This window comes from Dyadobacter chenwenxiniae (assembly GCF_022869785.1).
GTDB classification, from domain to species: Bacteria; Bacteroidota; Bacteroidia; order Cytophagales; family Spirosomataceae; genus Dyadobacter; species Dyadobacter chenwenxiniae.
In genome coordinates this window covers 2,666,263-2,693,042 of sequence record NZ_CP094997.1, presented here as the reverse complement: position 1 = coordinate 2,693,042, position 26,780 = coordinate 2,666,263, and the positions used below count along the sequence as shown (strand labels likewise).

General features: G+C 43.6%; 19 protein-coding genes. 13 read left to right on the top strand and 6 right to left on the bottom strand.

The window, feature by feature from the left end; translation table 11 throughout:
* Positions 1-414 precede the first annotated feature (414 nt).
* Positions 415-1,557: a helix-turn-helix domain-containing protein gene (locus MUK70_RS11090; protein WP_234658628.1), complete on the bottom strand. Its 1,143-nt coding sequence runs from the start codon at positions 1,555-1,557 to the stop codon at positions 415-417.
* A 276-nt stretch (positions 1,558-1,833) separates the two neighbouring features.
* Between MUK70_RS11090 and MUK70_RS11085 the strand changes: the two genes are divergently transcribed.
* The 4 genes from MUK70_RS11085 (at position 1,834) to MUK70_RS11070 (ending at position 9,201) form a co-directional block, all read left to right on the top strand.
* A complete protein-coding gene (locus MUK70_RS11085; RefSeq protein WP_234658627.1) occupies positions 1,834-3,039 on the top strand; it encodes an alkaline phosphatase family protein in 1,206 nt (401 codons plus the stop codon).
* A 66-nt stretch (positions 3,040-3,105) separates the two neighbouring features.
* Complete coding sequence (locus MUK70_RS11080; protein ID WP_234658626.1) at positions 3,106-3,765, top strand: GDSL-type esterase/lipase family protein; 660 nt, start codon at positions 3,106-3,108, stop codon at positions 3,763-3,765.
* Positions 3,766-4,253: 488 nt separating this feature from the next.
* A complete protein-coding gene (locus MUK70_RS11075) occupies positions 4,254-7,568 on the top strand; it encodes a SusC/RagA family TonB-linked outer membrane protein (protein ID WP_234658625.1) in 3,315 nt (1,104 codons plus the stop codon).
* A gap of 28 nt (positions 7,569-7,596) precedes the next feature.
* The gene (locus MUK70_RS11070) at positions 7,597-9,201 is read left to right on the top strand and encodes a SusD/RagB family nutrient-binding outer membrane lipoprotein (RefSeq protein ID WP_234658623.1); all 1,605 of its coding nucleotides are present in this window, start codon (positions 7,597-7,599) and stop codon (positions 9,199-9,201) included.
* Positions 9,202-9,430: 229 nt separating this feature from the next.
* Here MUK70_RS11070 and MUK70_RS11065 read toward each other — a convergent pair whose 3' ends face one another.
* A complete protein-coding gene (locus MUK70_RS11065; protein WP_244784798.1) occupies positions 9,431-10,354 on the bottom strand; it encodes a LysR family transcriptional regulator in 924 nt (307 codons plus the stop codon).
* A 48-nt stretch (positions 10,355-10,402) separates the two neighbouring features.
* Between MUK70_RS11065 and MUK70_RS11060 the strand changes: the two genes are divergently transcribed.
* From MUK70_RS11060 to MUK70_RS11050, 3 genes are all read left to right on the top strand, one after another.
* A complete protein-coding gene (locus tag MUK70_RS11060) occupies positions 10,403-11,371 on the top strand; it encodes an alpha/beta fold hydrolase (RefSeq protein ID WP_234658621.1) in 969 nt (322 codons plus the stop codon).
* Between the two features lie 117 nt (positions 11,372-11,488).
* Positions 11,489-11,701: a DUF1348 family protein gene (locus tag MUK70_RS11055; protein ID WP_310590041.1), complete on the top strand. Its 213-nt coding sequence runs from the start codon at positions 11,489-11,491 to the stop codon at positions 11,699-11,701.
* Between the two features lie 92 nt (positions 11,702-11,793).
* Entirely contained in the window at positions 11,794-12,435 is a 642-nt protein-coding gene (locus MUK70_RS11050) for a DJ-1/PfpI family protein (RefSeq protein WP_256464072.1), read from the top strand.
* A 237-nt stretch (positions 12,436-12,672) separates the two neighbouring features.
* Here the strand turns inward: MUK70_RS11050 and MUK70_RS11045 are convergent, their stop codons facing one another.
* From MUK70_RS11045 to MUK70_RS11030, 4 genes are all read right to left on the bottom strand, one after another.
* Positions 12,673-12,963: a LysR family transcriptional regulator substrate-binding protein gene (locus MUK70_RS11045; protein WP_234658712.1), complete on the bottom strand. Its 291-nt coding sequence runs from the start codon at positions 12,961-12,963 to the stop codon at positions 12,673-12,675.
* A gap of 61 nt (positions 12,964-13,024) precedes the next feature.
* Positions 13,025-13,252, bottom strand: coding sequence for a type 2 periplasmic-binding domain-containing protein (locus tag MUK70_RS11040; RefSeq protein WP_234658619.1), 228 nt, complete (start codon positions 13,250-13,252; stop codon positions 13,025-13,027).
* 168 nt (positions 13,253-13,420) lie between these two features.
* Entirely contained in the window at positions 13,421-15,250 is a 1,830-nt protein-coding gene (locus MUK70_RS11035) for a CocE/NonD family hydrolase (RefSeq protein ID WP_234658618.1), read from the bottom strand.
* Positions 15,251-15,621: 371 nt separating this feature from the next.
* Entirely contained in the window at positions 15,622-16,518 is an 897-nt protein-coding gene (locus MUK70_RS11030; protein ID WP_234658617.1) for a helix-turn-helix domain-containing protein, read from the bottom strand.
* Between the two features lie 240 nt (positions 16,519-16,758).
* Here MUK70_RS11030 and MUK70_RS11025 point away from each other — a divergent pair, with 240 nt between their 5' ends.
* The 6 genes from MUK70_RS11025 to MUK70_RS11000 all read left to right on the top strand — a co-directional run bounded on the left by MUK70_RS11025 (position 16,759) and on the right by MUK70_RS11000 (position 26,749).
* Positions 16,759-19,833, top strand: a complete 3,075-nt coding sequence (locus MUK70_RS11025) for a SusC/RagA family TonB-linked outer membrane protein (protein WP_234658616.1) — start codon at positions 16,759-16,761, stop codon at positions 19,831-19,833.
* Between the two features lie 29 nt (positions 19,834-19,862).
* Entirely contained in the window at positions 19,863-21,407 is a 1,545-nt protein-coding gene (locus MUK70_RS11020) for a RagB/SusD family nutrient uptake outer membrane protein (RefSeq protein WP_234658615.1), read from the top strand.
* Between the two features lie 103 nt (positions 21,408-21,510).
* Positions 21,511-23,964, top strand: coding sequence for an alpha-L-rhamnosidase C-terminal domain-containing protein (locus MUK70_RS11015; RefSeq protein WP_234658613.1), 2,454 nt, complete (start codon positions 21,511-21,513; stop codon positions 23,962-23,964).
* Positions 23,965-24,032: 68 nt separating this feature from the next.
* Entirely contained in the window at positions 24,033-24,845 is an 813-nt protein-coding gene (locus tag MUK70_RS11010; RefSeq protein WP_234658611.1) for a phytanoyl-CoA dioxygenase family protein, read from the top strand.
* A gap of 11 nt (positions 24,846-24,856) precedes the next feature.
* Positions 24,857-25,918: a glycoside hydrolase family protein gene (locus MUK70_RS11005; protein ID WP_234658610.1), complete on the top strand. Its 1,062-nt coding sequence runs from the start codon at positions 24,857-24,859 to the stop codon at positions 25,916-25,918.
* Positions 25,919-25,921: 3 nt separating this feature from the next.
* On the top strand, positions 25,922-26,749 hold the full coding sequence (locus MUK70_RS11000) for a sugar phosphate isomerase/epimerase family protein (RefSeq protein WP_234658608.1): 828 nt from the start codon (positions 25,922-25,924) through the stop codon (positions 26,747-26,749).
* Positions 26,750-26,780 lie beyond the last annotated feature (31 nt).

The following is a 26,780-nucleotide window of genomic DNA, read 5'->3' as shown; positions in this document are numbered from 1 at the left end:
CAGAGCTTGGGTTGTCGGGAATACTACATGAAGGGTTAGTAGATTAATACAGCACTCGGTCAAATTAGGTTGTACAAACTGAAAACCTTTCGGTCTTAGAGATGCATGTCCTTTTGATTTTGCATGGCCGGCATTGTGCGAAGGCCTTGATTCTTTATCCCATTGTCGCTTATCAGCGTACGCGGAAACGGTGGTTAAAATAAAATATGGCCCAAGTTCAAAAAAATGCAATATCAGCGGTGCAGGCGGCATATAAGTACACATTAGTCCTTTCATGCAAGGTTTAATTGTACTATGTTAGACAAAAAAAACAGAAGAGGTGGGGAAGAGTTTTGTTGAAAGACCGACTGTTGGTCGTCTATGTAGCGGCCGCCACCGTACAATCTTTAAATCTATCCAATCCTTTATATTTGCTCAATGGGCAGCGTTTATTTTTTTCTGATAATCGGAAGGGGTACTTCCAGTAATCTTTTTGAAATACTGATTGAAGGATGCTTTGTTTTTAAATCCAGCAGCGTAAGCAATTGAAAGAATGTTTGAACCTGTATTTGTTTTACATTCTAAAAGACGGGTCACCTCATCGACTCGATATTCGTTTATGTATTGGTAAAAAGACTTTTTAGCAAATACATTTAATGTCTCTGAAATATAATGTCTGTTGTAACCAGTGAGCATTGCTAGTTTATCTAAACTGAAATCCTCTTCCCGATAAAGTTTCCTCTCTTTAATCAAAGCTTCAATAATATTGTAAATCTCTTCATGCTCTCTGCCTTCAAGTAAAAGTTTTCGTTCGCTTTGTTCAGTAGTCTCTTGCTCCGAAGACATTATTTCAGGTAAGATTTTATCAGAAATATATTGATCGCTCATTACTGATTCGATAACTAGATTTTCAGGGCTGAACATGCGCGAATCAGGTTTGGCAACATATTTAAATTGAATTATAAAAACAGGAATCAGACCTAATGACACGTATAATATACATCTGACGGGAATAATATAGAACTGAAAATAGCTGCTAGCAATTACCAGAGCAATTTCGGTAATACCAACCAAAATAAAAATCCAGGCAATGTTTCGTATCAGGAAATAGTCTTTTATTTGATTTCGGCGAATTTTCTTCAAGGTAAATATTCCAAACACAATATGCGCACCAACTATCGGAAAAAAAACGATGGAATTGTAAAGTGACAGCACCAAATCAGTTTTACCCGGATACATGGATAATGCAGCAACTACACATCCATATAGGGTCATGCTGATTATTAAGGGGATAAACAAAAACCACAAGCGAGACGGAAGAAATAGTTGGTTAACTTTCTTAACTGCATAAAGATATAGCAACGGGCCATACGATAATTGTATAAAGGTATGCATCTGAAACAAAACAGCAGGGTTTTTAACCTCAGTGAAAATGTAAAATTTAGTCCCTAAATGCAACCCTATCCCAGCCAAAAGCAGCATCAAAAGATAATCGGATTTTTCCCTATTGTTATTATTGCATAGCAGGAACAACGATATGACTATTTGAACCAAAGCTCCGGCAATAATATATTTCATTACATAAACCGCTTTAAAAATAAATGCAAATTAAGGTAAATGCGAAGATTGTAATATTACCTCATTGTTAACATTGTATCACAGTCAAAAAAATGTACACGCAATTAAATTTTACAAATAGCTGATACACAAATCATTGAACGTAAATATTGATCAAGGCTTACTTTTTCTTTTAGTCATAGACATAGATGGTCGCAGAAGTAATCCTGCCTGCTCAGTTTTGCAGTGTAATTATTTAAAACATCAATAACAATTCAATCGCGAATCAGTAAAAACATGAGAAAAACCTCGTTTTACATTTATCTGTGTCAAGCACTAATTTTAAGTTGTTGTCTTGCAGTGCAGGCGCAACCGGCGAAAAAACATCAAAAGACAATCATTATTATGATTGATGGATTTGGAGAAGACTACTACCGCGCCACCGAAATGCCGAATTTAAATAAAATGGAAAAAGAAGGCATTTATAAAGTTGTCCCCTCTTTGATGCCAGCTGTAACCAATGTAAATAATATCGCCATAGCAACTGGCGATTCTCCTGAGAAAAACGGAATAACCGGTAATGTTTACTTAAATCCGGAAACAGAAAAAGAGGAATATATTGAAGATCCAAATCTAATCCTTACACCAACTATTTTTGAACGCGCAAAAAAGGCTGGAATTAAATCAGCGTTATTTTCCTGCAAAAAGAAAACGGTAGATTTGATGGGACAAGGTGCTGATATTCGCTTATGCCCCGAGTGCAATGGCGCAGATAGTTCAGAATGGTCAGATCAGTTTGGATCCCCACCAAACATTTACTCAAAGGAAGCATCTTACTGGATATTCAAGTCAGCCATTTACGCAATCCAAAAAAATCCGGATCTGGGACTAATCTACATCCACACGACAGATTATCCAATGCACACATGGCCGCCTCAAAGTAAAGATTCTAAAGACTTTCTCCATCATATTGATAAATATATCGGTGAATTAAGAAAGGTCGCTCCTGAGGCAGCAATTTTGATCACCGCTGACCATGGCTTGAATCACAAAGAATTTTGCTGGGATCTTGACAAGGCTTGCATGAACCGTAACACACCGATTAAAATTGCCATTTCTCCTGAAAAAGACCGCTATTTTAAGCATCACCGTGGCATGGGGGGAGCGGCATACGTGTATTTGAAAAATAAAGAAGATCTGGAAAAGGTAAAAAAAACACTTCTTTCTTTAAAAGGTATTGAAAACGTTTTGACCAGAGGTGATGCGGTGAAAGCATATGGTCTTATGGCGGAGCGGATCGGAGATCTGATGGTGGTTGGAGACAAAGTAACCGTTTTCGGCGCCTTGGAAAATCATGAATCCGAAATCCTGGACGAAAATTACCGAAGTCATGGATCGCCCTACGAGGCCAATGTCCCTTTGTTTGTTTACAATGCAAGCAATGCCCCCACTGCAGAATATTTCAAATATAATTATTTGTTAGCTGCGTGGATGTATAGATAATGCTTTATTAAATCGTGTTTACCAGTATAACAAAAATTAGTAATTACAATAATCAGATAGACTATCATGAAACTAAAATTAATTTTCATTTTAATAGGCTGTACTTTACATGCGTCTGTGATGGCTCAGCAAACATTTCCGTTTGAAGATGAGATCAAGGCTTTTCAGCACCAGGATAGTATAAGTTTTCCTGTTCAAAACAGCATCTTATTTATTGGAAGCTCAAGTATTCGTTTGTGGGAAGATCTTGAGCAACGCTTTCCAGGTCAGCAGATTATCAAACGAGGTGTAGGAGGTTGCGAAATGGCAGATTTAGCAGACTATTATGCGCCTTTAATCTTAATCCCGTATCATCCACGCAAGGTCTTTATTTTTGCGGGTGAAAATGACATTTCCCATGGCAAAACTGCACAGTCGGTAGCAGACAATTTCGCGAAATTATGGGTTCAAATTAGAACAAAACTCCCGGCGACTGAAATTTATTTTCTTTCTATTAAACGAAGCCCTTCCAGAATAAAATACGAGCCTATCGTCTTGCAGGCAAATTCCCTTATCAAGAATTACCTGGCTGGTAAAGCCAAAAGCCATTATGTGGATCTGGCACCGGCAATCTATAAACCAGGAACCACCCGATCAGATTCTACTTTGTTTGCTGATGACTATCTTCACCTAAACAGCAAAGGATATGATAAATGGCAGCAAGCCCTTCGACCTTTTGTGAAATAATTCTTAGGCAGAAGTCCAGCATACTAAGGGCTGTATACGTACCTTAAATTATTAAATCCAGTTACGTATAGCAATATGAGTTATTTTTCAATTCACCTAGAGTTGCTTCGTGTTTAGCGGCTTCGTGCAGATATTGTAATTTAATCTAAAATACACCATTGACCAGTTAGAATAGCCCCGTTATCCACTAAATAAATACCTAAGAGAGATTCTGTATTGCTAAATTTAATCGGATAATAGTCAGTATTGCTAATGCAAAGGCATCTAGTAATAAAAGTTACCCAAATCCTGCCTGATTCAAATTTCTCGTTTGTTCGGCCGCATAGATTCAAATTGATAGTTTGATAAACAAATAGTTACAATTAATTATAAAATACCCGCATAATTCCTATATCAGGAATTATGCGGACAATCCGCGGGTAATTTTCTTTTAATCCTGGCATATTTTAATTATCACATCCTGTTTAATGAAAACAAAAACTTTTACCATGAAACGTTCAGCAAACTTTTCATTAAAGGCATCTTTTGCCTTTTGGGGGGTGTTGCTTTTAACGGCACTGACTCCTTCGATGGCCCAAAACCAGATCATCAAAGGGAAAATTATCCAGACCTCCAATGCCCAGGCTATTCCCGGCGTAAGTATTTTGGTAAAAGGGACCAATACGGGATCTTCATCCAACGCCGACGGGGAATATGAAATTAGCGCGCCGTCCAACGCTACACTGATTTTCTCTTCCGTAGGATTTAACTCTCAGGAAATTTTAGTGGGATATAAAACACAAATTGATGTAAAACTGGAAGATGACATAAAATCACTCAATGAAGTTGTAGTTACCGCACTTGGCATCAAGAAAGAAGCACGTACAGTCGGCTACTCAACACAGGAGATCAAAGGTGCTGAGATGACCAAAGCGCGTGAACCTAATGCGATCAACTCTTTGACCGGTAAGATCGCAGGTCTTACTATTGGTGCTTCGGCTGAAATGCTCGGTCGTCCGCAGATTGTTCTTCGTGGCAGCACCGATGTTTTGTTTGTCGTAGATGGCGTGCCGGTCAACTCTGATACCTGGAACATGAATGGTGATGACGTTGATACTTACACCGTTTTAAAAGGCCCGAACGCCGCGGCTCTTTACGGTTCACGCGGACTAAACGGGGCGATCCTTGTGACGACAAAAAAAGGAAGTAAGGACAAAAGAGGTTTTAGTGTTGACTTTAACAGCAGCACGATGATGGAGAAAGGTTTTCTTGCGCTTCCGAAAGACCAGACTGAATACGGATATGGTACGGACTTCAAATATGCATACGGAAATAATGAATATGATTTAGATGGTGCCTACCGCCGTGCCAATATCTGGGGACCACGTTTTGAAGGCCAGAATGTACCGCAGTGGGACAGCCCGGTTGTAGGCGGCGTGCGTCAGGGAACGCCCTGGCTGGCCAAAGGAAAAGATAATTTCAAAAACTTCATGCAGGCCGGAATATTGTCAACTAACAACATATCACTATCTGCTTCTGGTGAAAAATATGACCTTCGTATTTCAGCCACCCATACTTATCAGAAAGGTATGTCGCCTAATACAAAGCTGAATATTGATAACCTGAACATCAACGGTGGATACAATATCACATCCAGACTTCGTATGGAAGCAGGTTTAAACTTCAATGCCCAGTATACGCCAAACATCCCGGACGTATCTTATGGACCAAACAGTTACCAGTACCTTTTTAAGGTGTACGGATCGGCCAGTTATGATATTGCTGATATGCGTGACTATTGGAAACAGGATGGCCTTCAGCAGAAATTTGTAGAGTATGGCCGTATCAATAACCCTTATTTTACTGCCAACGAGTGGCTGCACGGTCATTACAAAACAGACGTTTTTGGAAATATCAAGCTGAGCTACAAAATCACAGATGATCTGAATGTAGCTGTAAGAACACAAGTAACAACCTGGAATCAGCTTAGAACTGAGAAAGTACCACCATCAACGAATTTGAACAGCTATTACAGCGGTTACTATTTTGGATGGTATGGTGATTACCGCGAAGACAGAAGAACGCTTCTTGAAAACAATACAGACGTCCTTTTAAATTACAACAAGGCTGTAGCGAAAGATCTGCATTTGGGCGTGACTTTGGGTGGTAACCTTCGCACGTTCAAGTATAATTCCACCTGGGCATCGACCTATCAGTTGTCCATGCCAAGTGTGTATGACCTGGCAGCATCTAAAAATCCTGTTAAGGCCTATACTTTCGGATCAGACATGCAGGTTTATAGCGGTTACTACTCTGTGGATTTGGGTTACAAAGGTTATTTCAACATCAATACAACAGGCCGTGTAGATAATCTTTCTACACTTCCGGCAGGAAAGCAGACCTTCTTTTACCCATCGGTTTCTTTGAGCACTGTGGTAACAGACTATGCTAAACTTCCTGATTTTATCTCGTTTCTTAAAATCCGCGGATCGTATGCCAATGTTAAGGGCGGATTAACCTCGACAACTATCGGATCAGCATTCCAGGCTTTATACGGCACCACGCTGAACAGCGGGCTACTGGGTTACGGATCCGAGCTTTACACTTCGTATGACGGGCCAAGCTATACCAACCAGAATGCTTACAGCAGCACAAGCTACTACAACAACACCGGCGCTGTGACCTACTCGAAAAACCTGGCCAATCCAAACATCAAACCGCAGTCGAACAGCTCGTCTGAAATCGGTTTTGACATCAAGTTTTTAAGAAACCGTCTGGGCGCAGAATTTACCTATTTCCGCTCTGTGAACGGGCCTTTGATCTACCAACTTCCGCTGGCGCCATCAACAAGTTATGCCACCCAAAGTGTAAATGCAATCACCACGCTAAAAAAAGGATGGGAACTTTCAATCAACGGAAACCCGATCAGAGCAAACGGCTTTAGCTGGGATGTGATGTTTAACCTTTCTACCTACAAAGAGACGCTTAAAGACATTTACGGCGATCTGAAACAGGTGCAGCTTAATAACCATAACTACAAAATCGGTGAGCGTATGGATGCCTATTACGGCCGCAAGTTTGTGCGTTCGGATGCCGGTGAGATCATTCACGCAGGTGGTATTCCGATTGCACAGCAGTCTGGTGTCGACAATATGCAGCTTTTGGGCTACGCTAACCCAAACTATGTATTTGGATTCAATAATAAATTCAGCTACAAGAACCTGATGTTTAGCTTCCAGGTCGATGGCCGGGTAGGCGGAAAAATCTATGATTACGTTTATGCACAGGCAAGTAATGCAGGTTCTGCTATCGAAACAGCCACAGGTGATTTCGGCAAGGCACGTCTGGCTGAATGGAACAGCACTGCACTGGGCACAAAAACGGTAACTCCATCATATGTAGGTAAAGGGGTCGTAATTACAGGAGGAACACCGCATTATACCAATGGGAAAATTGATAATTACCAGGACCTTGAATTCGCTCCCAACACGCAGGCTACCACAGTCAGAACCTATATTCAAAATGGTTATTACAATCTTTTTGATGAGCCTTTCCTGACAAGCAGGTCGTATCTGAAACTGCGTGAAGTAGTATTTACCTACAATTTGCCGGAGAAATTCCTTGCCCGTTCCAAGTTCATCAGAGCTGCCAACATTTCGCTGGTGGGAAGAAACCTTTTATACTTCGCAGAGCGTAAGGATATGGATTTGGATCAGTATGCATCTGGATTTAATCTTTCCAGCACCAGTTTGAGTGGAAGCCAGGGCAATTTGCAGTCTTCAACCGCACGCCGTTACGGGATAAATATCAACCTGACATTCTAATCAACAACTGATTAATAAAATCAAAGTGATGAAACAATATATAATTAAGATAACAGCTGTGATAATAATCATCGCTGTGAGCGGTCTGAATGGATGTAAACAATCCGATTTGAACATTAATCCAAACATTGCAGGTGAGAGTTCCATAGTACCTGCAAGCCTGATCCTGAACCGTTTGACATGGGGACTCTACCAGGGAGGCGGTGTGGTCGACGCAGCAGCCAATGCGGTCTTTGAAGGTCCATGGGACCAGATCATGCGCTGGAACCAGTTTACAGTATCCAACAATTCCTATTACCGTGGCCAGAACATTTATAATTTCAGCAATACAGCCACTTCCTATGATGTGCTTAAGTACGCCAATAAAATGGAGGAGCAGTCCAAAGTACAGCTGGGTACTGATCAGAATGTCTATTCAGCCATAGCTAAATTTTTCAAAGCATATAGTTTCATCTGGCTCACGCAGCGTGTAGGCGATATTCCAATGAGTGACGCCGGAAATACCCAGGTGCTCGAACCTAAGTATGATTCGCAGAAAATCGTTTATCAAAATAGCCTTAAGCTGCTTGATGATGCCAATACGATAATGAAGACCATCATTACATCGTCAAATTCAGCCACTGTGGTAGAAGGTGATATTTACGGTCTGACTTATAAAAAATGGCAGAAAGTAATCAATAGTTATAAGCTAAGGGTCCTAATCAGCTTAAGCAAAAGAGCGGATGACACGGCAGATCTGAACATCAAACAGCAGTTTGCAGCCATCCTTGCAGATCCAGCTTCATACCCGGTGTTTGAAGGCAACACGGACAATATGGAATTTAAATACAACTCAGCTTACAATCCTTACTACCACGGCCCGAACGATACCTACAATACCTTTGAAAATATAGGGTCAACTTATCTTGAGATCACCACAGCCAACCAGGACCCGCGTACCTTTGTGAGCTCTACACCTGCACCTGCACAGATTGCAGCCGGTAAAACCGTCAGCGACTTTGGCGCATATCAGGGCGCTGACATCTCCGCCTATTCACAGGCGCAGCTGACCAATGATATGAATGCAGGTAAATACTCTTTTGTAAACTTCAAACGCTACTTTACTTCACTGGCAGGCCCTGAAAATTATATGATCATTGGATATCCAGAGATGTGCTTTAATGTGGCGGAAGCGATCAACCGGGGATGGTTGACAGGAGATGCTGCAAGCTGGTACAATAAAGGCATTCATGCTTCGCTGGCATACTATGGTTTAAGCGAAGGCCTGACCTATACCATCGGCGACAAAGGCGGTGCAACACTGGGAACAACGATAATCAATATTGTAAATTTCAAATCAAAGGTGGTTTATGCCGGAAACAATGCAAATGGCTTAAAGCAGATCCTGGAACAGAAGTATGTGGCATTTTTTCAAAATTCACAATGGGAGGCTTTTTATAACTGGCGCAGAACAGGTGTTCCTGCTTTTAAAGAAGGTGGTTCAGGCATCGGGACACCAACCAGCAAAATCCCATTGAGATGGCTTTACCCTGTTGATGAAAAAAATGAAAACACAGCCAACGTCAATGCAGCCATCACATCTCAGTATGGCGGTAAAGATGAAGCTACGGCTGTCATGTGGCTTTTAAAATAATTCTAACCCGGCATTCATTTCCGGCGGCTGTCATGGCTGCCGGACCTTTAAATTCGTAAAAAATGAAAAATTCATTGCCCTTTATTTTGGGCTTGGCCTGGATAGTATAACCCATCAAATCGAGCGAAGAAGATCGTCAATCTACATTGACTCCCGCTTTGTTTCCAGAATATAATGCAGAGTAATCAGATGCCCACCAATTCGACATTGCGAATTGAATGTGAAATCTTTATTTATCGCCGTTGTTACTTTTTGTTCCGCCACTAATGCTGATAAAGGCTTTTAAAGCAGGTGAAAGCGGCACATCTTTTCTGTAGACCAAAATTGTTGTCATAAGGCCCAACTCCTTTGGCAGAGGGAATGTTTTTATATTTCTATTACCATAAAAAGTACTTATGATTTCTTCTGGCATAACACTAAATCCAATACCGGATTCAATGAAATTTACAACGCCTTCAATGGAATTCATTACTGTTTTATGATATTGGGCAATACCTTTGCTTACAAGCCAAGAGTCAAGTTTAGCTCTAAAGACGCAGCCTTGATCGAAAACTATTGTTTTAAGCGGGTTTTTTTTAAGTAGAATATCCAGGTTTTCACAATCTGCAGGAGCAACAATTACGACCTGTTCCTCCTTTATTCTAATTTGTTCAAGTTCAGGAATGTCAAGAGGAGCAGGAATAAATGCTGCATCTAGTTTATAATTCAACACATCACTAATTAGGCTGGCACTCATCGCGGATCTAAAATCAAGGTCAACAAATGGGAATTTAGAGGCAAGTTCATTAACAAGTTCAGGCCCTTTCAGGGTCATCATGGTTTCCAAAAATCCAATTTTAATCTGGCCCTTTACGATGTCACTTTTACCAATCGACCTTTTTGCCTCATCCAAAATATGGTTGATTTGCTTGGTATAGCGAATCAGTTTTTCACCTTCCGGAGTTAATTCGACCTTGCGGTTGTTTCTGGTAAAAAGCAGTGCGCCAAACTCCTCTTCCAAATTTTTTATACGGGTAGTTACATTTGATTGAACTGTAAACATAGCTTCAGCAGCCTTTGTAAAACTGGCATAATGTGCAACGGCTTCAAATAAATTAAGGTCATTCGTGTTCATAAATCTTAAACTGAGATATATGGTATCTTTATAAATCATTTTGAATGATTAAATGTCAGGTTTACTTTTGAATAAAAAAAGGAAAAAATGAAAAATCTAAAAATAGCCTTAACGATAATCCTGACTGGCTTATTAGGGAGAACAGAAATTATGGCACAATCAAACACAGTTAAAACAAGTCCTGCTTTAGAAGTTGGAGTTGTACATCACCGCAAAGTAAATGTAAACGGACTTGGCGTATTTTATAGAGAGTCAGGCCCGGCAGGAGCACCCACAATATTATTATTGCATGGTTATCCAACATCATCCCATATGTTCCGGGATCTGATACCAATGCTGAACAAAAAATATCACGTTATAGCCCCTGATATTCCTGGATTTGGAAATACTGATTTGCCAGATCGTACAACTTATACCTATACTTTTGAAAATCTGGCCAAAACAATGCAGGGTTTTATAGATGAATTAGGTTTAAAAAGGTTTGCAATTTATGTATTCGATTATGGTGCACCAACCGGATTTCGTCTGGCACTTGCAAATCCAAAGAAAATTACGGGGATTATTTCACAGAATGGCAATGCCTATGTAGAAGGACTGAGTACGGGGTGGAATCCAATCCAGAAATATTGGGAAAATGACACCCAGGAAAATAGAGATGCGCTAAGGTCTTTTTATAGCAAGGAGGGAACAGAATTCCAGTATTTTACTGGTGTTACCGATTCATCGCTTGTAGCCCCCGAAGCTTACATTTTGGATCAGCATTTTCTGGATAGGCCAGAATCTGCAGAAATTCAGCTTGACCTGTTGAAAGACTATAAAACAAATGTTGATCTGTATCCATCGTTTCAAAAGTATTTTAGAGCCAATAAACCCAAATTGCTTGCTGTATGGGGAAATAAAGATCCATTTTTTCTTCCAGCCGGAGCTGAGGCCTATAAAAAAGATATTCCTGACGCAACAGTAAAATTTTATGATACTGGCCACTTTGCGTTAGAAACCCATGTACAGGAGATAGGAAATGAAATACTGAAGTTTCTCTCCACCCTTCCAAAATAAGATATTTGGGTGTGATACTGCCGGACTTTTTGCAAATAACAAATAAATCAAATGAAGTGATGGAAATTAAAAACCCAGTACCACCGTTTTAGCTACGATTCAGCGGTGAAGAAAGTTATGCTTGCAGAGCAAGCATGGAATAGCCGCGATCCTGAAGTAGTATGCATGGCTTATACCCTTAATACAGAATGGCGCAATCGGTCGGAATTTATCTCGGGCCGTGAAGAAGTCAAAGTATTTTTAGTAAACAAATGGGAGAAAGAACTTGACTGCAAGCTTAAAAAAGAACTTTGGGCATTTACAGACAACCCGTATAGCAGTTCGCTTTGAATATGAATGGCATGGCCATATTTAATGATGGTTTACTTTATAAATTCTGATATCACAAATTCATGAAAATTGGGATCCTGCTTTATGACTAAGTGACTGCCTTAGATGCGTTCGGTCCAATGGATATTTTAGACCGAGTTAAAGCATGGGATGTTCAAAATGTTGCCTGTTTGCCAGGCCCGATCGATGTTGGAAACAAGCTCTTCGTCGAGCCTTCTCTGATATTGACGGTGAAGACGAAATTGGATGTCCTTCTTATTCCGGGAGGTCGTGGGCAGATAGAATTTTATAAAAGTGAAGATAACCTTCGAATCGTCGAGGCAGTCTGTAAAAAAGCCGGTTTTGTTCTCACAGTATGTACAGGTTCGCTAATTCTAGCGTTCTGTGGACTTCTCTTTGATAAGAAAGTGACAACTAACAGGAACGCGTACCAGGCCCTTGAAAAGTTTGGTGCCATTGTAGTTGACGAGCGTATTGTCGAAGACAGTAATATTATCTCCTGCGGCGGGGTAACAGCAGGAATCGATCTAGGCTTTTACTTCGTCAATAAAATTGCCCGGCCTCATGAGGCTAGAAGAATTCAATTGCTTGTCGAGTACAATCCATCGCCACTCTACAGACATACAAGTCTCGAAACGGATGTAGCGCTCAACCATGAACTTACTAACGATTCAAAGAATATGATATCTGTGCGAGATGCTCAGATCGAAGCTCATCTTCAAAAATTTAAATAGCATATCCAAATATTCTCTCGTCATCGCAACTAGTTAAATGTCATTTTGAGAGTTGTGCAACGCCAACGGTGGTTAAAATGAAATCCAACAAACACTCTTCAATAAAGCTAAAATCCGTGAAGCAAGGCTACTATTGGTATTTGAAGTTCATAAAACTTTGTCAGTACCTGGGTTAAAATGTACTTTTCCCAGTTGTTAAAATCATTGTACATAAATTTAAACCAAGCGTTCAAAATTCTAGCGAATCTGGGATTTCAAAAGGCCACTCAGAGCTTGTACCAGCGGTGAAGGCTGTTCTGATTTGTGAACAAGAACATGCTTAATCACAATCTCTTTAAATGGTGTTCCATCGGGATTTACAATAGGCATGGAAATGAGATTGCTTTCCTGCTTCAAATCAAGAGATGCCGGTATAAAGGCAATCCCTTTTCCAGACCTAACCATGCTTTTTAGTAGTTCAAACGATGGCACATACTGCGCCATGTTGCTTTCTCGGTGAAAACCCGCTTTACGACAAACTTCTTCCAGTTGCCCGTAAAAGAGCCCTGCTTCTGGTCCATGGTCAATCCACTTTTCTTTTTTAGCGCAGCTAATTTGAAGCCTTTTGTCCAGCCAAATGATGCTCCCGGTTCATCAGGATTGTATAATCAGCTTGGGTGTATTGGTTGGCTATCAGTCCTTCACTAACCAGCGGCAGTACGCTTAAACCTAAGTCAATTTGCTCATTAGCTACGCTAAGCTGAACCTGGACCGGGTTTGGAAGCTCAACTATTTTAATCTCTAACAGCGGGAAGTGGGCTGAAAAAAGATTGAGCATTCCCATTATACGCTCAGGAAGTATCAGTTTAAAAACCCCTCAGCTAATTACCTGCTGCTGGGCCCCGACCTGCCGGGCACTGCGGACTGCTTTATCAGACAGTTGCAGGATTCGTTTGGCATCCGTAAGAAAAACTTTTCCCGCTTACCGGCATTGAGTCATCTGATATTATTCTGTTACCTGCAACTGTATGTGGGTTGGGAAGCGCTCCGATCGACTGATTTTATGGATGGCTGATTTGTAATCAGACTGTTTGGCCGTGAAAATTGAAGGAACATATGATTGTGGATTGCGATCAATTAGGGGAAACCAACTACTTTGAACCTGGACCATAACTCGGTGACCTTTTTTGAAAACATGATCAATCTGGTGCAAATCAATCGGGTACAGATTCACTTGATTCGGTTTAATTGGTTGCGGTGATTCAAAGCTTTTCCTATAACGACCACGAAAGACTTCATTGGCAACCATTAATTCGTATCCACCCATCGTAGGTTCAACAGGGATATTTTCTGGATAAACATCTATCAGCTTAACGATCCAGTCAGCATCGCTCCCAGAAGTAGCAGCATATAGGTTAGCCAAGATACGGCCCGTTACCGTTAAATCATCTTCAAGTGGATCAGTCTGCCAACTAAGGACATCTGGACGGTCTTTTACAAAACGCTGGTCTTCGGTTAACCAAGCTCGCCACCTGGAATCTTTGGAATTTGTCGGTTCGATAGGCCTGTTCCTGTATGGGACTGGATGCGATGGATCTGAAATGTAATAATCATACGCATCATTTTTATTGGTGGGCTTTGTAAATGATAGTTTACCATTTGCATGAATATATAGGTTCTTCACCCTCATTGCTGCTGGTGGCCACTTATCGTAATGTTGCCAACGATTGCTTCCTGTTTGAAATACTACTGCTTCGGAGGTGAAACCTTTGCCTTTCCCTTTCAGATGGTAGGCGAACCAAGGAGCCTGAATCTCCTTTCGAAAGGTCTCACCAGTATTTGAATTAAAATTTATGTTTCCTAGCTTTTCTCCGAGCCAATATGCCCATTGCCCATGATGCCAGGGGCCTATGACCAGTTGATTTATTTTATCTTTATCGATTTTTTCCAATGCCTGATATATGGATAGGGGGCCGTAAAAATCCTCTTGATCCCACCAACCCGCCACGTTCAATATTGGTACATTGTTTGAACTAAGTCGAGCGGTAGCAGATTGGCGCTGCCAAAAACCATCGTAGTTTGGATGTTTTACAAAGTTGTTCCACGAGGGTAGGGTGCTATGAAAGTATTTTCCATTAACATTTGAAAGTGGTCCTAACTGCAAGTACCAGTCAAAGGTGTCATAATAATTGAATGGAAAAAGTGTGTCGGTCTTAGAGGCTTCTTGACTAAATGCGTACTCGAAACTATAACTCAGCCGAAAAGCACCATTATGGTGAAAGTCATCACCCAGAAACATGTCTGCTGGAGAAGCCTGTGGTGATGCAGCTTTTAACGCGGGATGTGGCCGGATTATTCCCATTAATGTGGTCCAACCATCATACGAAATACCGTACATACCAACTTTACCATTGTTTCCAACAATGTTTTTTAGGAGCCAATCAATTGTATCATAAGTATCTGTACTTTCATCTATTCCTACTTGGCCGTTGATTAAGCTAGGTCGCAGCATCTCGTATCTACCCTCAGATTTATTCCGCCCTCTAATATCCTGAAAAACAAAAATATAGCCTTCACTTGCCATGTCTTTTATGTAGTCATTGTGACTCGGGTCATGGGATTGCACAGCATCATATGGAGTGCGCGTCATTAGAAACGGGAGATCGTCTTGATGTTGAGAGGGAACAAAAATCGAAGTGAACAGCCTAACGCCATCACGCATAGGAATCATTACATTCTTAGAGGTATACGTAAAAGTGGGGCTTGTTTGGGCATGAACCAAGTCACGGTTTAATAATCCACTTAAGAGAGCAAAACTTATCAGGAAGGTGCGCATGATTCTAGTCTTTTATGGCTCAAAACTACCTTGAATGCTCGTGATGATAGAAAATAATCTGCGAACCTCTTATTTCCATCTGCTAACGCCTACTTTGAGATCTAAACTTCTTCTGGGGAGATAAATAATGTTTGCAAAATCTAAGGTCCAATATTCGTACTTATATCACGGCAATGTAATCCTGAAATTTCGTGCATAAGATTCTTGAAGTTTACAAATAAGGCTCATTTTGTAACTGCTTGGAGTTGTCTAAAAATTCGGTCGTTTAAACGAAATTTCACCAACTATCATTTGTATGGGCAATGACGTTTATTTAGGCATAAATTGTTCATTTTAGTAACAAGGATTGATGTTAAAATGTACTAAAGGCATTAAGTGATAGCTTGCTTTCTATATGCCATAGGCGATATACCAGTTTTTTTCTTGAACACCTTTGAAAAATAAAAAACAGAATCGAATCCTGTCTGGTAAGTTATTTCGCTGATATTCAAATTTGTATTAATTAGCAAATCGCGCGCACGCGACAAGCGAAGGTTCAGATGATATTGATTGGGCGAGAAACCTGTTATCCGTTTGAAGGCTTTACGGAATGCAGAATAGCTCATAGGTAGCTGACCAGCTAAATTCTCTACGTCCACCTGTTTTTCATGGGATTCTTGCAGGATAAATTCAGCTTTTGCGATCAATCGACCAACCGGATCGTTATCATAAACTTTAAACTTCGATATAGTATGTAATATTCCCAGCAGCTGAAGGGTGATGCCGGCTATCTGCTGGTGATAACCCAGGTTGGCAATTTTAACCCGGTCAGAAATCCGAAGCAATAGCTCAATAACTTCTTTGTTGGATTTAATATCGACGAAAGGTTTGGCCGAATTGAAGCTAAGATTCTTCATCAGTTGCTGAATATAATAACCATTGAAACCCAGCCAATACTCTTCCCAGCCCGATTTTGAATCTGGTTTGTAGCGGTGCCATACCCCTGGGAAAAGAAAGAAACATTGCCCGGCTGTAACTTCGGTAGGGTGCAGATTTTCTGCTTCAAATATACCCTTGCCTTTGGTTATGAATATGACGTAGTAGTCATTTAAGATCCTTCCTCTGTTCCATGTTAGTTTATGACTATCAGGGTGCGGTTCATTGGGATATTGCTGATTCGGTTCAACTTTTGAATATCCTACCGTTGTCAGGTACATGCCCCAATCTTCCTCTGTCTTTCCTACGGTTAAGTATTTTATATAATTATTTGTCATAATTGATTTCTTCAATTTCCTCTCACACAAGGCCGCCGGCGAATATCGACAGACTTTGAGTCTATTAAATATCCCGCAACGGACTTTTTGATCTTTTTGCGTTCATTACTTCGTCAAATTGCCATAAACAAACATTATTTTGTACTTTCTGATAAATATACGAGATCTTTAGCGATTTGCCATATTAGCAAAGTGTAATTTAGAATCGGAAAATTGCTGTTGTAGCTTACCATTCTAACTTAAATCCTTTGCCGTATGAAGAAAATTTACTTGGGCGACCGGATATGCTATCCCGCCATTTTTACAATCATTTTTGTCCTTTTTGGTCACATCGCGTTGTTTGCCCAGAGCCGGAATATTACGGGTACTGTCCGTGACATGCAGGGAAGTCCGCTGCCAGGAGTTAGCTTGGTAGTGAAAGACACCCAGGTGGGTACGATTACCGATGTGGATGGGAAATTCACTATCCAGGCTTCATCAGGCAGTACCCTCACTTTTAGCTTTGTTGGTTACCAAACCACAAGCCAAGAAGTTGACAATGCGGATGTTCTGGACATTCAGCTACCCACTGATGAGACCAACTTAAATGAAGTGGTGGTTGTAGGTTATGGCACCCAAACTAAACGTGAGCTGACAGGCGCTGTCGCAAGTATCAAGGCAACTGAAATGAAAGACATTCCGGCTACTAACATCAGCCAGCGGCTTCAGGGGAAATTGGCCGGTGTACAAATCAATCAGAATTCAGGACAGCCTGGTGGAGAACTTAGCATCAGGATCCGGGGAGCTGCTTCCATTAATGCAGGAAATAATCCTTTGATTGTAGTGGACGGTTTCCCAACAACGAGCGGCCTGAACGTAATTAATCCTGATGCCATCGAATCCATTACAGTATTAAAGGATGCGGCCTCAGCATCGCTTTACGGTTCTCGCGCCGCGAACGGGGTGATTTTGGTAACTACAAAGCAAGCCAAAAACGGCCAGCGAAATGTGCAGTTCAGCAGTTTCGTGGGCGTACAGTCGGTATCCGACCGAGGAAAGCCCGATCTGATGAACGCCCCGGAATTTGCCCGGTTCAAAAAGGAATATTATGAAGATGCTGCGCTCTATGAAGGCTACACCGGCGGGGTTCCGGAGCAATACCGGAATCCGCAGCAGTATGGCCCAAACGACGGAACCAACTGGTTTGATGTGCTGTTACGGACGGCTGCCATTCAGGACTATAACCTTTCCTTTTCTACGGACGCCAAAACGGTACAGTCAGTTGTTCATTTAGGCTACAACAAACAGGACGGCGTGATGCTCAACAACTCGGCCAGCCGTTTTACCGTGCGGGCCAACAATGTTTTCTCGATTTCGGAGAAATTACGTTTTGGTCTGAATCTGGGCGCCACGCACTATGTTACAAACATAACCCCTGGACTTGGCGAGGGCCGCAACATTATTCAGGTAGCATATTTGTCGGACCCCACTTTAAAATACAGGAATGATGATGGTACTTATCCGATCGGTTTTGCACCACCCGGAATGTTTTCCACACCCAATTATTACCAGGTACTTAAGCAAACGGTTAACCCGGCCAAGTATATGGTACTCATGGGAAATGCATATGTAGATTATCAGATCCTGAAAGGACTGACGTTCAAATCCAGCATCAATATCAACACCAGCAATGACATTAACCGGCTGTTCCAGCCGTCAACTATTCTGGGGGGACCTACGCCGGCCGCATCGGCCAGAGGTAGCTATAACACGGCCAACTATATGTCATGGCTGTCAGAGAATACTTTGACCTACAATAAAGCCTTCGGCAATCACAACCTGGAAGCTCTGGTAGGGTATACAACGCAAAAGGTAACCAACGAAAACAGCAACATCAATGGCAGCCAGTTTCCGGACAACAGCATTCAGTGGCTGAACGTAGCCGCCAACCGGATCGGGAATGTAGGTGCCAGTGATTATTCGCTGATCAGTTACCTGGGAAGGTTGAATTATAACTTCAAAGGAAACTACCTGGTTTCACTGGCTTTTCGCAGTGATGGTTCTTCAAAGTTCGGTCCAAACAATCGCTACGGCACATTCCCTTCGGCTTCATTTGGCTGGGTGGTTTCCGACGAGCAGTTTATGAAACGCTACAAGTTTATTGATTTTTTCAAAGTGCGGGCCAGCTATGGCCAGGTTGGAAACAACAATATCGGTGACTATACGTACCTGGCCGGAGTCAACCCGGCAAACTATGTGTTGAACAATGCATTGGCCTCGGGCCGGGCGCTCGCAGGTATCGGAAACTCCAACCTAACCTGGGAAACGACCACTGGGTATGACTTCGGCGTCGATCTTGCGTTTCTGAATAATCGTATCAATGTCACGTACGATTATTACAAAAAGAAAACGGATGGCCTGCTTTATGCCATTGACATTCCCGTACAATCTGGCTACCCAGCTGTGACTTCAAATATTGGGCGCTTTGATTTCTGGGGACATGAGTTTGCCATTGATACGCGAAACATCGAAGGGAAATTCAACTGGAGCACTAGTTTCAATATCTCCTTTAACCGCAACCTGGTTCGTAAGCTGGGCACCAATGACGCCCCGATCGGCGGATATCAGGAATATTGGGACGACAACCGCACAGCCGTAGGAAACCCCATTGGTCTTTTTTATGGGTACATCAATACGGGCGTATACATGACGCAGCAGGAATTTGAAAGCCAGCCGCACGGGGCCACGTCTATGGTAGGTACTGCGCGTTTTGCGGACATCAGCGGGCCGGATGGAAAGCCGGACGGAAAAATTGACATCAACGACCGGACTTTTATAGGTGATCCCAACCCGGATTTTGTTTATGGGATGACCAATACGCTGAGCTACAAAAAGCTTGATCTATCCATCGTTGTTGCCGGGACGGTCGGCAATGATATTGCCGACGATGCATTTCAGTCTACCGAAAATATTGATGGTGTATTCAATGTGCGCAAAGGTGTCGCGCGGCGGTGGCGGTCAGAAGAAAATCCGGGCGATGGCATTTACCCTAGAACCAGGGCAGGAACGACGGCCGATTTCCGGAATTTTTCTACCCGTCAGGTTTTCAGCGGCAGCTATCTGGCTGTCAAAAATATTACGCTTGGGTATCTCATTCCAATTGGCAGCAAAACAACTGTGAAGAGCGTCAGGGCGTATTTCAGTACCCAAAATCCATTCATGCTCACCAAATATCCGGGCATGAATCCCGAAGTCGGTCTGGCGGGCCTGAACGGATTGAATCTGGGCCGTGACTTTACAGCTTTCCCCATTGCAAGAGTATACACGCTTGGCCTTAACGTTAATTTCTGACCCTGGCTTTCTGATTAACCATGACAATTATGAAAAAAATACTTTTAAGTGGAATCCTGGCCGTCATCCTGGCTGGTTGTAAGGAAAACTTCCTGAATCTTACTCCGCCGACGAGTTTAAGTTCGGCTACTTATTACCAGACCGAAGATCAGTTCAGGCAGGCAATCAACTCTGCGTATACACCGCTGCGTGAGCTTACGGATATCGGTGTGTATGATGGCGAAATGCGCTCGGACAATACATTTTTCACCATTTATCAGGCCAACCGAGGTTTGGATAAATCCCGGGAAGCCTATCCTCAGTTTCTTATTGATGCAACCGCTTCCAGTATTCCCAATACGCCCGGCAGCCGATGGGGAGCCAGTTACCGGGGCATTGCCTATGCCAACACCATCATAGACCGGCTGGATGCCAATACCAGTATAAGGGCCGATGCCAAAAATGCCATGCTTGGAGAAGCACTTTTCCTGCGGGCCTATTACTACTTCGGCTTGGTAACCCATTTTGGTGGTGTACCCCTTCAGCTAAAAGAAGTGACCAATTCCCAGGAGTCGTTCCAGCCCCGAAATACACCTGCTGAGGTATATACCCAGATCAAAACCGATGTACAAAGTGCTATCAACCTGCTTCCTGTTGCCACCACTTTTCCGCAAAACGGGCGTGCTACAAAGGGAGCAGCAAAGATGTTACTGGCTTACGCGCTAATGTCGGGCGAAAACAGGGACTATGCCGCTGCTGAAAAAGAGCTGCTCGACATTACGAAGATGAATTACGCACTCCTGCCCGATTACGCAAAAGTATTTGACCCTGCAAATAAGAATCATCAGGAGTCTATTTTTGACGTACAATATATGGCTGACCAGGTGAGTGGCCAGCAGAGTGCTTTTGCCTGGCAGTTTATGCCCAAAGTAACCAATCCCCAGTTTCTGATGGGATTTGATGGAGGCCGGATGAATATTTTCAGCGGCTGGAACGTACCTACCGATGAGCTGGTAAGTTCGTACGAAAAAGGAGACCTGAGGCTGCCCGCTTCCGTTGCCGTTGTCGAGGGAACCATCAGCGGCGTGGAAGATTTCACGGCCGAACTGCTTACATCTCCCGTCAATTATACGCCCAAGGCAGGAAAAGCATTCCGGTACATGATCAGTAAGTACTTCCATCCGCCTTATGACATTGCCTTTAATACGCCCGACAACTTTCCCGTTTACCGATATTCCGGAGCGCTGCTGCTGCTGGCTGAATGTCTGGTACAGCAAAATAAGGCCGGAGCCGCTTTGCCTTACCTGAACCAGGTTCGCCGCAGAGCCGGGCTTACTGAGCTGGGCACTGCTACACTGGATGCTGTTGCAAATGAAATGCGGCATGAACTTGCCTTTGAAAATCATCGCTGGCAGGACCTGATCCGGATCGGCAATGCCATTGAAGTGGCAACAGCCAAAGGTAAACGGCTTAAAGCCCAGTATGGCTGGATTCTTCCCGCCGCCTTTACTGTAACCCCGGAAAAGTTGCTGGATCCCATTCCATTCAGAGAAACACAAATCAACACTGAACTTGTGCAGAACCCGGGCTATTGATTTGCTTGTAGATCCATGAACTCATAAGGCTATTATATACATCAGGCCGGAGTCATTCGGCCTGATGAAGGGTTAAGTTTACCAATTAAAAACAAACTGATTAATGCGTATTCGAGTTATAGTGCGGGCAAGAGCGAATATTTTTAACCATTTATTGGTGCTTTTGCTCTGTTTATGGACTTTGCCTGGGCACGGGCAGATCAAAGAGCCTTATCGGCCTTTGCATGGCGGGGAATTGAATGCGAAGGTGATCAGGGATTCGCCGGATCCCATGATTGGTTACCATTGGACAAATCCTGGGGCCGACGATAGTCTGCAAATTTTTACCCTCCTGCCGCGGCAGACCGTTGCCAGCCCTTCCGGCGCTTTCCGGATAGAGAAGTCGGGCATTACGATCCTGGGTACCGGGGAGGTGCAATTTGATTTTGGCCAGGTGAATGCCGGGTGGGTGGAATTTGATTCAGAGGACCTGGATGGTGAGGTGCAGCTAAGCATCAGTGAGTACAAGGAACCGGCTATCCTGAATGCAGGTGCTCAGCATCCTGTCAAAACCCTCAAACCCGTTCGATATGGGAATACCTACCGGCTCGAACTGAATCAGCAGTTGTATGAAGGCGTCCGGTTTGCGTGGCTGCATGTTAAAACTTTCTCCAAACCCTGGAAGCTTACCAATTTCCGGCTTATCTGCCAGACCAAACCCGTCAACTATCTGGGCAGCTTTTCCTGCAATGATACCTTGCTTAACCGCATTTGGTATACGGGCGCGTATACAGTAAAGCTTAATGTGTTGCAGGATTACCTGGGAGCGATCCTGATGGAACGCAGCGACCGGCATTCCTGGACCGGCGATGCATATCCCTCACAGGCAGCGTCTATGGCAGCATTTGGTAATTTTGATTTTGTAAAAAAGAATATTGCATTCACCGCTCCTCAGGACAATGGTATTGCGGCCTACTCGATGTACTGGGTGCTGGGCCTGCTGGATTATTTCAGGTGCACCGGTGATACAGCCTTTCTGAAAGCTTACGCGGACAATGCTGCAAAACGGCTTGACGCCGCGTACGTGCACTTTGACAATTTGCCCAACCTGAGCTTCATGGGCTGGGACGAGCGGCTCGGTGCCGGATTTGAGCGGCCCAACATTCCCGAAAGTCAATGGGCTTATCGCTGGTTGTGCATTAACGCCTGGTCAAAATTTGCGGAATGCATGTCGGTCACTGGCAACGCGTCACTTGCGGAGAAGTACAGCAGGTATGCAGATGCTAAAAGAAAGCAGCTCTCGGATGATCAGCTCACCAGTTACGGCGTACACGCGCTAGCCGAGGTGATCAATGCTGGAAATGGCCCCTCATCCACGATACATCACTTAGCCGCAAAATGGTTTAAAGACCGGAATGCGCGGCTGTCGTATTCACCCTTCAACCAATACTTCATCTTGCAAGGCATGGCCAAAGCTGGTTACATGACGGAAGCGCTCACTACGATCAGGGATCAGTGGGGCGGACAAATTTCGTATGGCGGCACCACATTCTTTGAAGTGTTCCGGCCGTCGTGGAATGAGGCTTTGGCCCCGAATAGTGCGCCTGTTAACAATCAGTGTGGTTACACCAGTTTGACCCATCCCTGGGGAGCCGGGGTATCAAGATGGTTATCTGATGAAATACTGGGCGTGCGGCCTGTTACACCAGGCTATAAAACATTCAGCATCATCCCGTTTTTAAATGAATCGCTTACGTGGGTTAAGGGGGATGTACCAACGCCGTGGGGTATCATCAAAGCGTCGTTCAATTCTGTTACGGGCGATTGTGAGGTACATATTCCGGCAGGCACTACCGCGAGCAAGATAGGTATTCCCAAAAACGGGCGGCTGATCAAAGGGATTTTGGTAAACAACCGCCCGGTAAAAATCAAAAACCAGGACGCGCAGTATGTTTATTTGCATAACCTTCCATCAGGAAGTTACCGGATCAGGATCACTTATGGAAAATCATTGCCGTCCCCTTCGAGAACCGATAAGGATGAGCTCTCGTATGCGGTAACGGAATTTACGGTTGATTCCACGACTGGCGGCAACTGGAAAGCCAGGTTTGGGAAAGACGGCTATCTGCTGGCGGGCCGGAGCACGAAAGAAAATACGCTTAGAAAGCCTGTTTACATCGATTCGCTGCGGGTGATCAGGGCAGTTAACCAGACCTGGGAGGATCAGGCAGCCGATGCACGTGCATTGCAGCAGGAAGTGGCTGGGGAAAGATTCGTCAGCGCCTTTGTGACGCAGGACCCCCGGCCAACACTTCAAACCTTCACACTGGATATTTTTAAACGCAACCGGGCCCCGTACTACCTGACACTCTACTTCCTTGACTGGGACCGCAAAGGTCGCCGCTCGGCGATTGAACTGTTCGACGCCAACACATTGGAATTACTGGCACCTGTGCAGGTGATCGACAACTATGCGAATGGCAAATACCTGCGATTTAAAGTCGATCGCTCAGTTCGTGTGCGCATTAACCATGTGCGCGGGCCCAATGCAGCTCTTTCCGGTGTTTTCTTTAATTAAATACATTGGCTTTCACTTTATTCTTGAAAGTCAAATAAACTATCATTTAAATATTATTGTCGTAAAATATGAAAACAGAAATAACAGCCGGAGACGTAGCAAATTACCAGCGAGATGGCTTTATTGTTATTGAGAATTTTTTGTCGGAGCAGGAATTAGCTGAATGGCGAACTACTTTGGATGAAGCATTGGTCAATCGGAATGGGAATAAGCTGCCTGGCCGGAAAGAAGTGTATGGCAAAGGCGATGATGCGGATAAATCATATTATGATAATGTATTTGATCAGCTACTTAACCTCTGGCAAGACAATGCCGGAATCCGGAAACTGATGCTCGACGAGCGCATTGGAAAGATGGCCGCGCAACTGGCTGAGGTAGACGGAATACGCATCTGGCACGATCAGGCGCTGATTAAAAAGCCATGGGCTAATCCGACATCCTGGCACCTGGATACACCGTACTGGTCATTCACCGACCGCCGGGCGTTATCTATTTGGGTAGCGCTGGACGATGCTACGCTCGAAAATGGCTGCCTGTTTTTCATTCCGGGATCACATCAGGTGACCACCTTTGAAAACCCCGGTATTGGCAAAAATATGGGCGCTATTTTTACCACTTATCCGCAGTTTTATAAAACTAAATCCGTGGCTGTTCCGATGAAGGCAGGCAGCTGCTCATTTCACAACGGACTCACCATTCACGGCGCGCATGCCAATATGACCCCGGGATACCGGCGTGCCATGACCTGCGCATATATGCCCGATGGTAACACCTTTAATGGTATTCAGAATATCCTGAGTGACGAAGAAGTGGCTACTTTATCTATTGGCAGTTTATTGAATAAAGAATCGGTAAATCCTTTGATTTATCGGCGTTCGTAATCCTTCATTAAATGAATGTTTTCACATCATTCTGCTGTTTGTTTGTTGGTTTAACCAGCACAATCGACGCGTATTCGCAGCATGAAAATTATATGGACGGCAGACCGCCAGCGACGCAACGGATTGAATGTCAGGATCAAGGTATTGTCATGCGATATGGTGATGGGAAGGATAGCTGCGATGTGTATGGAGCACGCGAAGCTGTTTTGAATAAAGTAGGCAACACCTATTATCTGTTTTACGACGGCGCTGGAAAAGACGGCTGGAAGGCTTGCCTGGCTACGAGTACCGACCTGCAAAACTGGCAGAAGAAGGGCGCTATGCTCGACCTTGGCGATTCGACTAAAATGGACGCCAAAAGCGCATCGTCGCCTTGGGTGATTCAGGATAAAGATACCTGGCACATGTTCTATCTGGGCACTCCCAATGCAACAGCTGCCCCGGACCGCGTTCCCTCCTTTCCGTATCTGACCTTGAAGGCAAAAGCATTATCGCTGGAAGGACCTTGGATCAAACAGTATGATGTTGAGCCATTTACAACCAAGCCCAATACCTTTTATGCATTAACTGCCAGTCCGGGGTTCATTGTAAAGCATGGAAATGAATTCCTGCAGTTTTTCAGCGGATCGGCTCCGAAGGACAAGCTTGTAAAACGCACGGTAGGTATTGCCCGAACTAAGGACCTGAATGGCGGCTGGGATATTATTGAGACCCCCGTCGTGCCGCTGGATGAGCAGATTGAGAATTCAAGTCTTTATTACGATAAGAGCCAACGAACATGGTATCTCTTCACCAACCACATTGGCATCACCGAGAAAGGGACCGAGTTTACAGATGCGATTTGGGTGTATTGGACAAAGGACCTGCTTCACTGGCAAAAAGAGAACAAAGCCATTGTGCTCGACAAACAGAATTGCAAATGGTCGAAAGGTGCCATTGGCATGCCGACTGTCATCCAGACCGGCAACAAGCTTGCATTGCTTTACGATGCGGCGCCCGGCGAAAGCATCAGCCACATGAAAAGGAATATTGGGCTTGCCTGGATTCCATTGCCAATCAAAATTCAGAATTAACGAATGGATATCAAGATTCTAAGTCCACAATGGGGACATGAGCACCTTGAAGTGGTTGACTTTGTTTCAAAAATCGTTGATGCCGGCTATGATGGCATTGATACCTGGCTACCCCCGGACCTAAAAACCAAGAAAATCCTTTTGGATCAAATCGAAAAAAAAGGGCTTGTTTTTGTTGCGCATCAGCACGAGGCGAGGGGGGATGATTTTAAAACATTTCAATCCAGTTTTAAAAGAAACCTGATGGAGTGCGCAAACACATCTCCCGTACTGATCAATTCACATACGGGAAGGGACTATTTTACGCAGGATCAACTGCTCGCTCTGATTGATATTGCCGCCGAAATAGCTGATACCACAAACATGCCGATCGTACATGAGACGCACCGCGGCCGGATGGGGTATTCGCCGCAGTCTATGGAACCGCTTTTCGCTCAGCGCCCGGGGTTGGAAATAACGGCTGATTTTTCGCACTGGGTATGCGTGACAGAAAGTATGCTAGGCAGTTTTGAACCAGTTTTATACGAAGCTATCGACAGGACGCGGCACGTTCATGCGCGTGTGGGCTATGAGCAAGGGCCGCAGGTGACCGATCCAAGATCCCCCGAATGGGCTTATGCATTAAACCAGTTTTTAGTTTGGTGGGATGCGATTGTAGCAGTCAACAGACAGAAACACAGGAATATATTGACATTCACCACCGAGTTCGGACCATTTCCGTATATGCAGATGATTCCATTCACGGATAAATGCATTGCAGACCAATTTGATATCAACTGCTATATGAAAGATTTACTCACGGAGCGATATAGCGTCAAGACGGGTTCCTAATGATCGTCAGCGGTCAAGTATATTTCAAAAG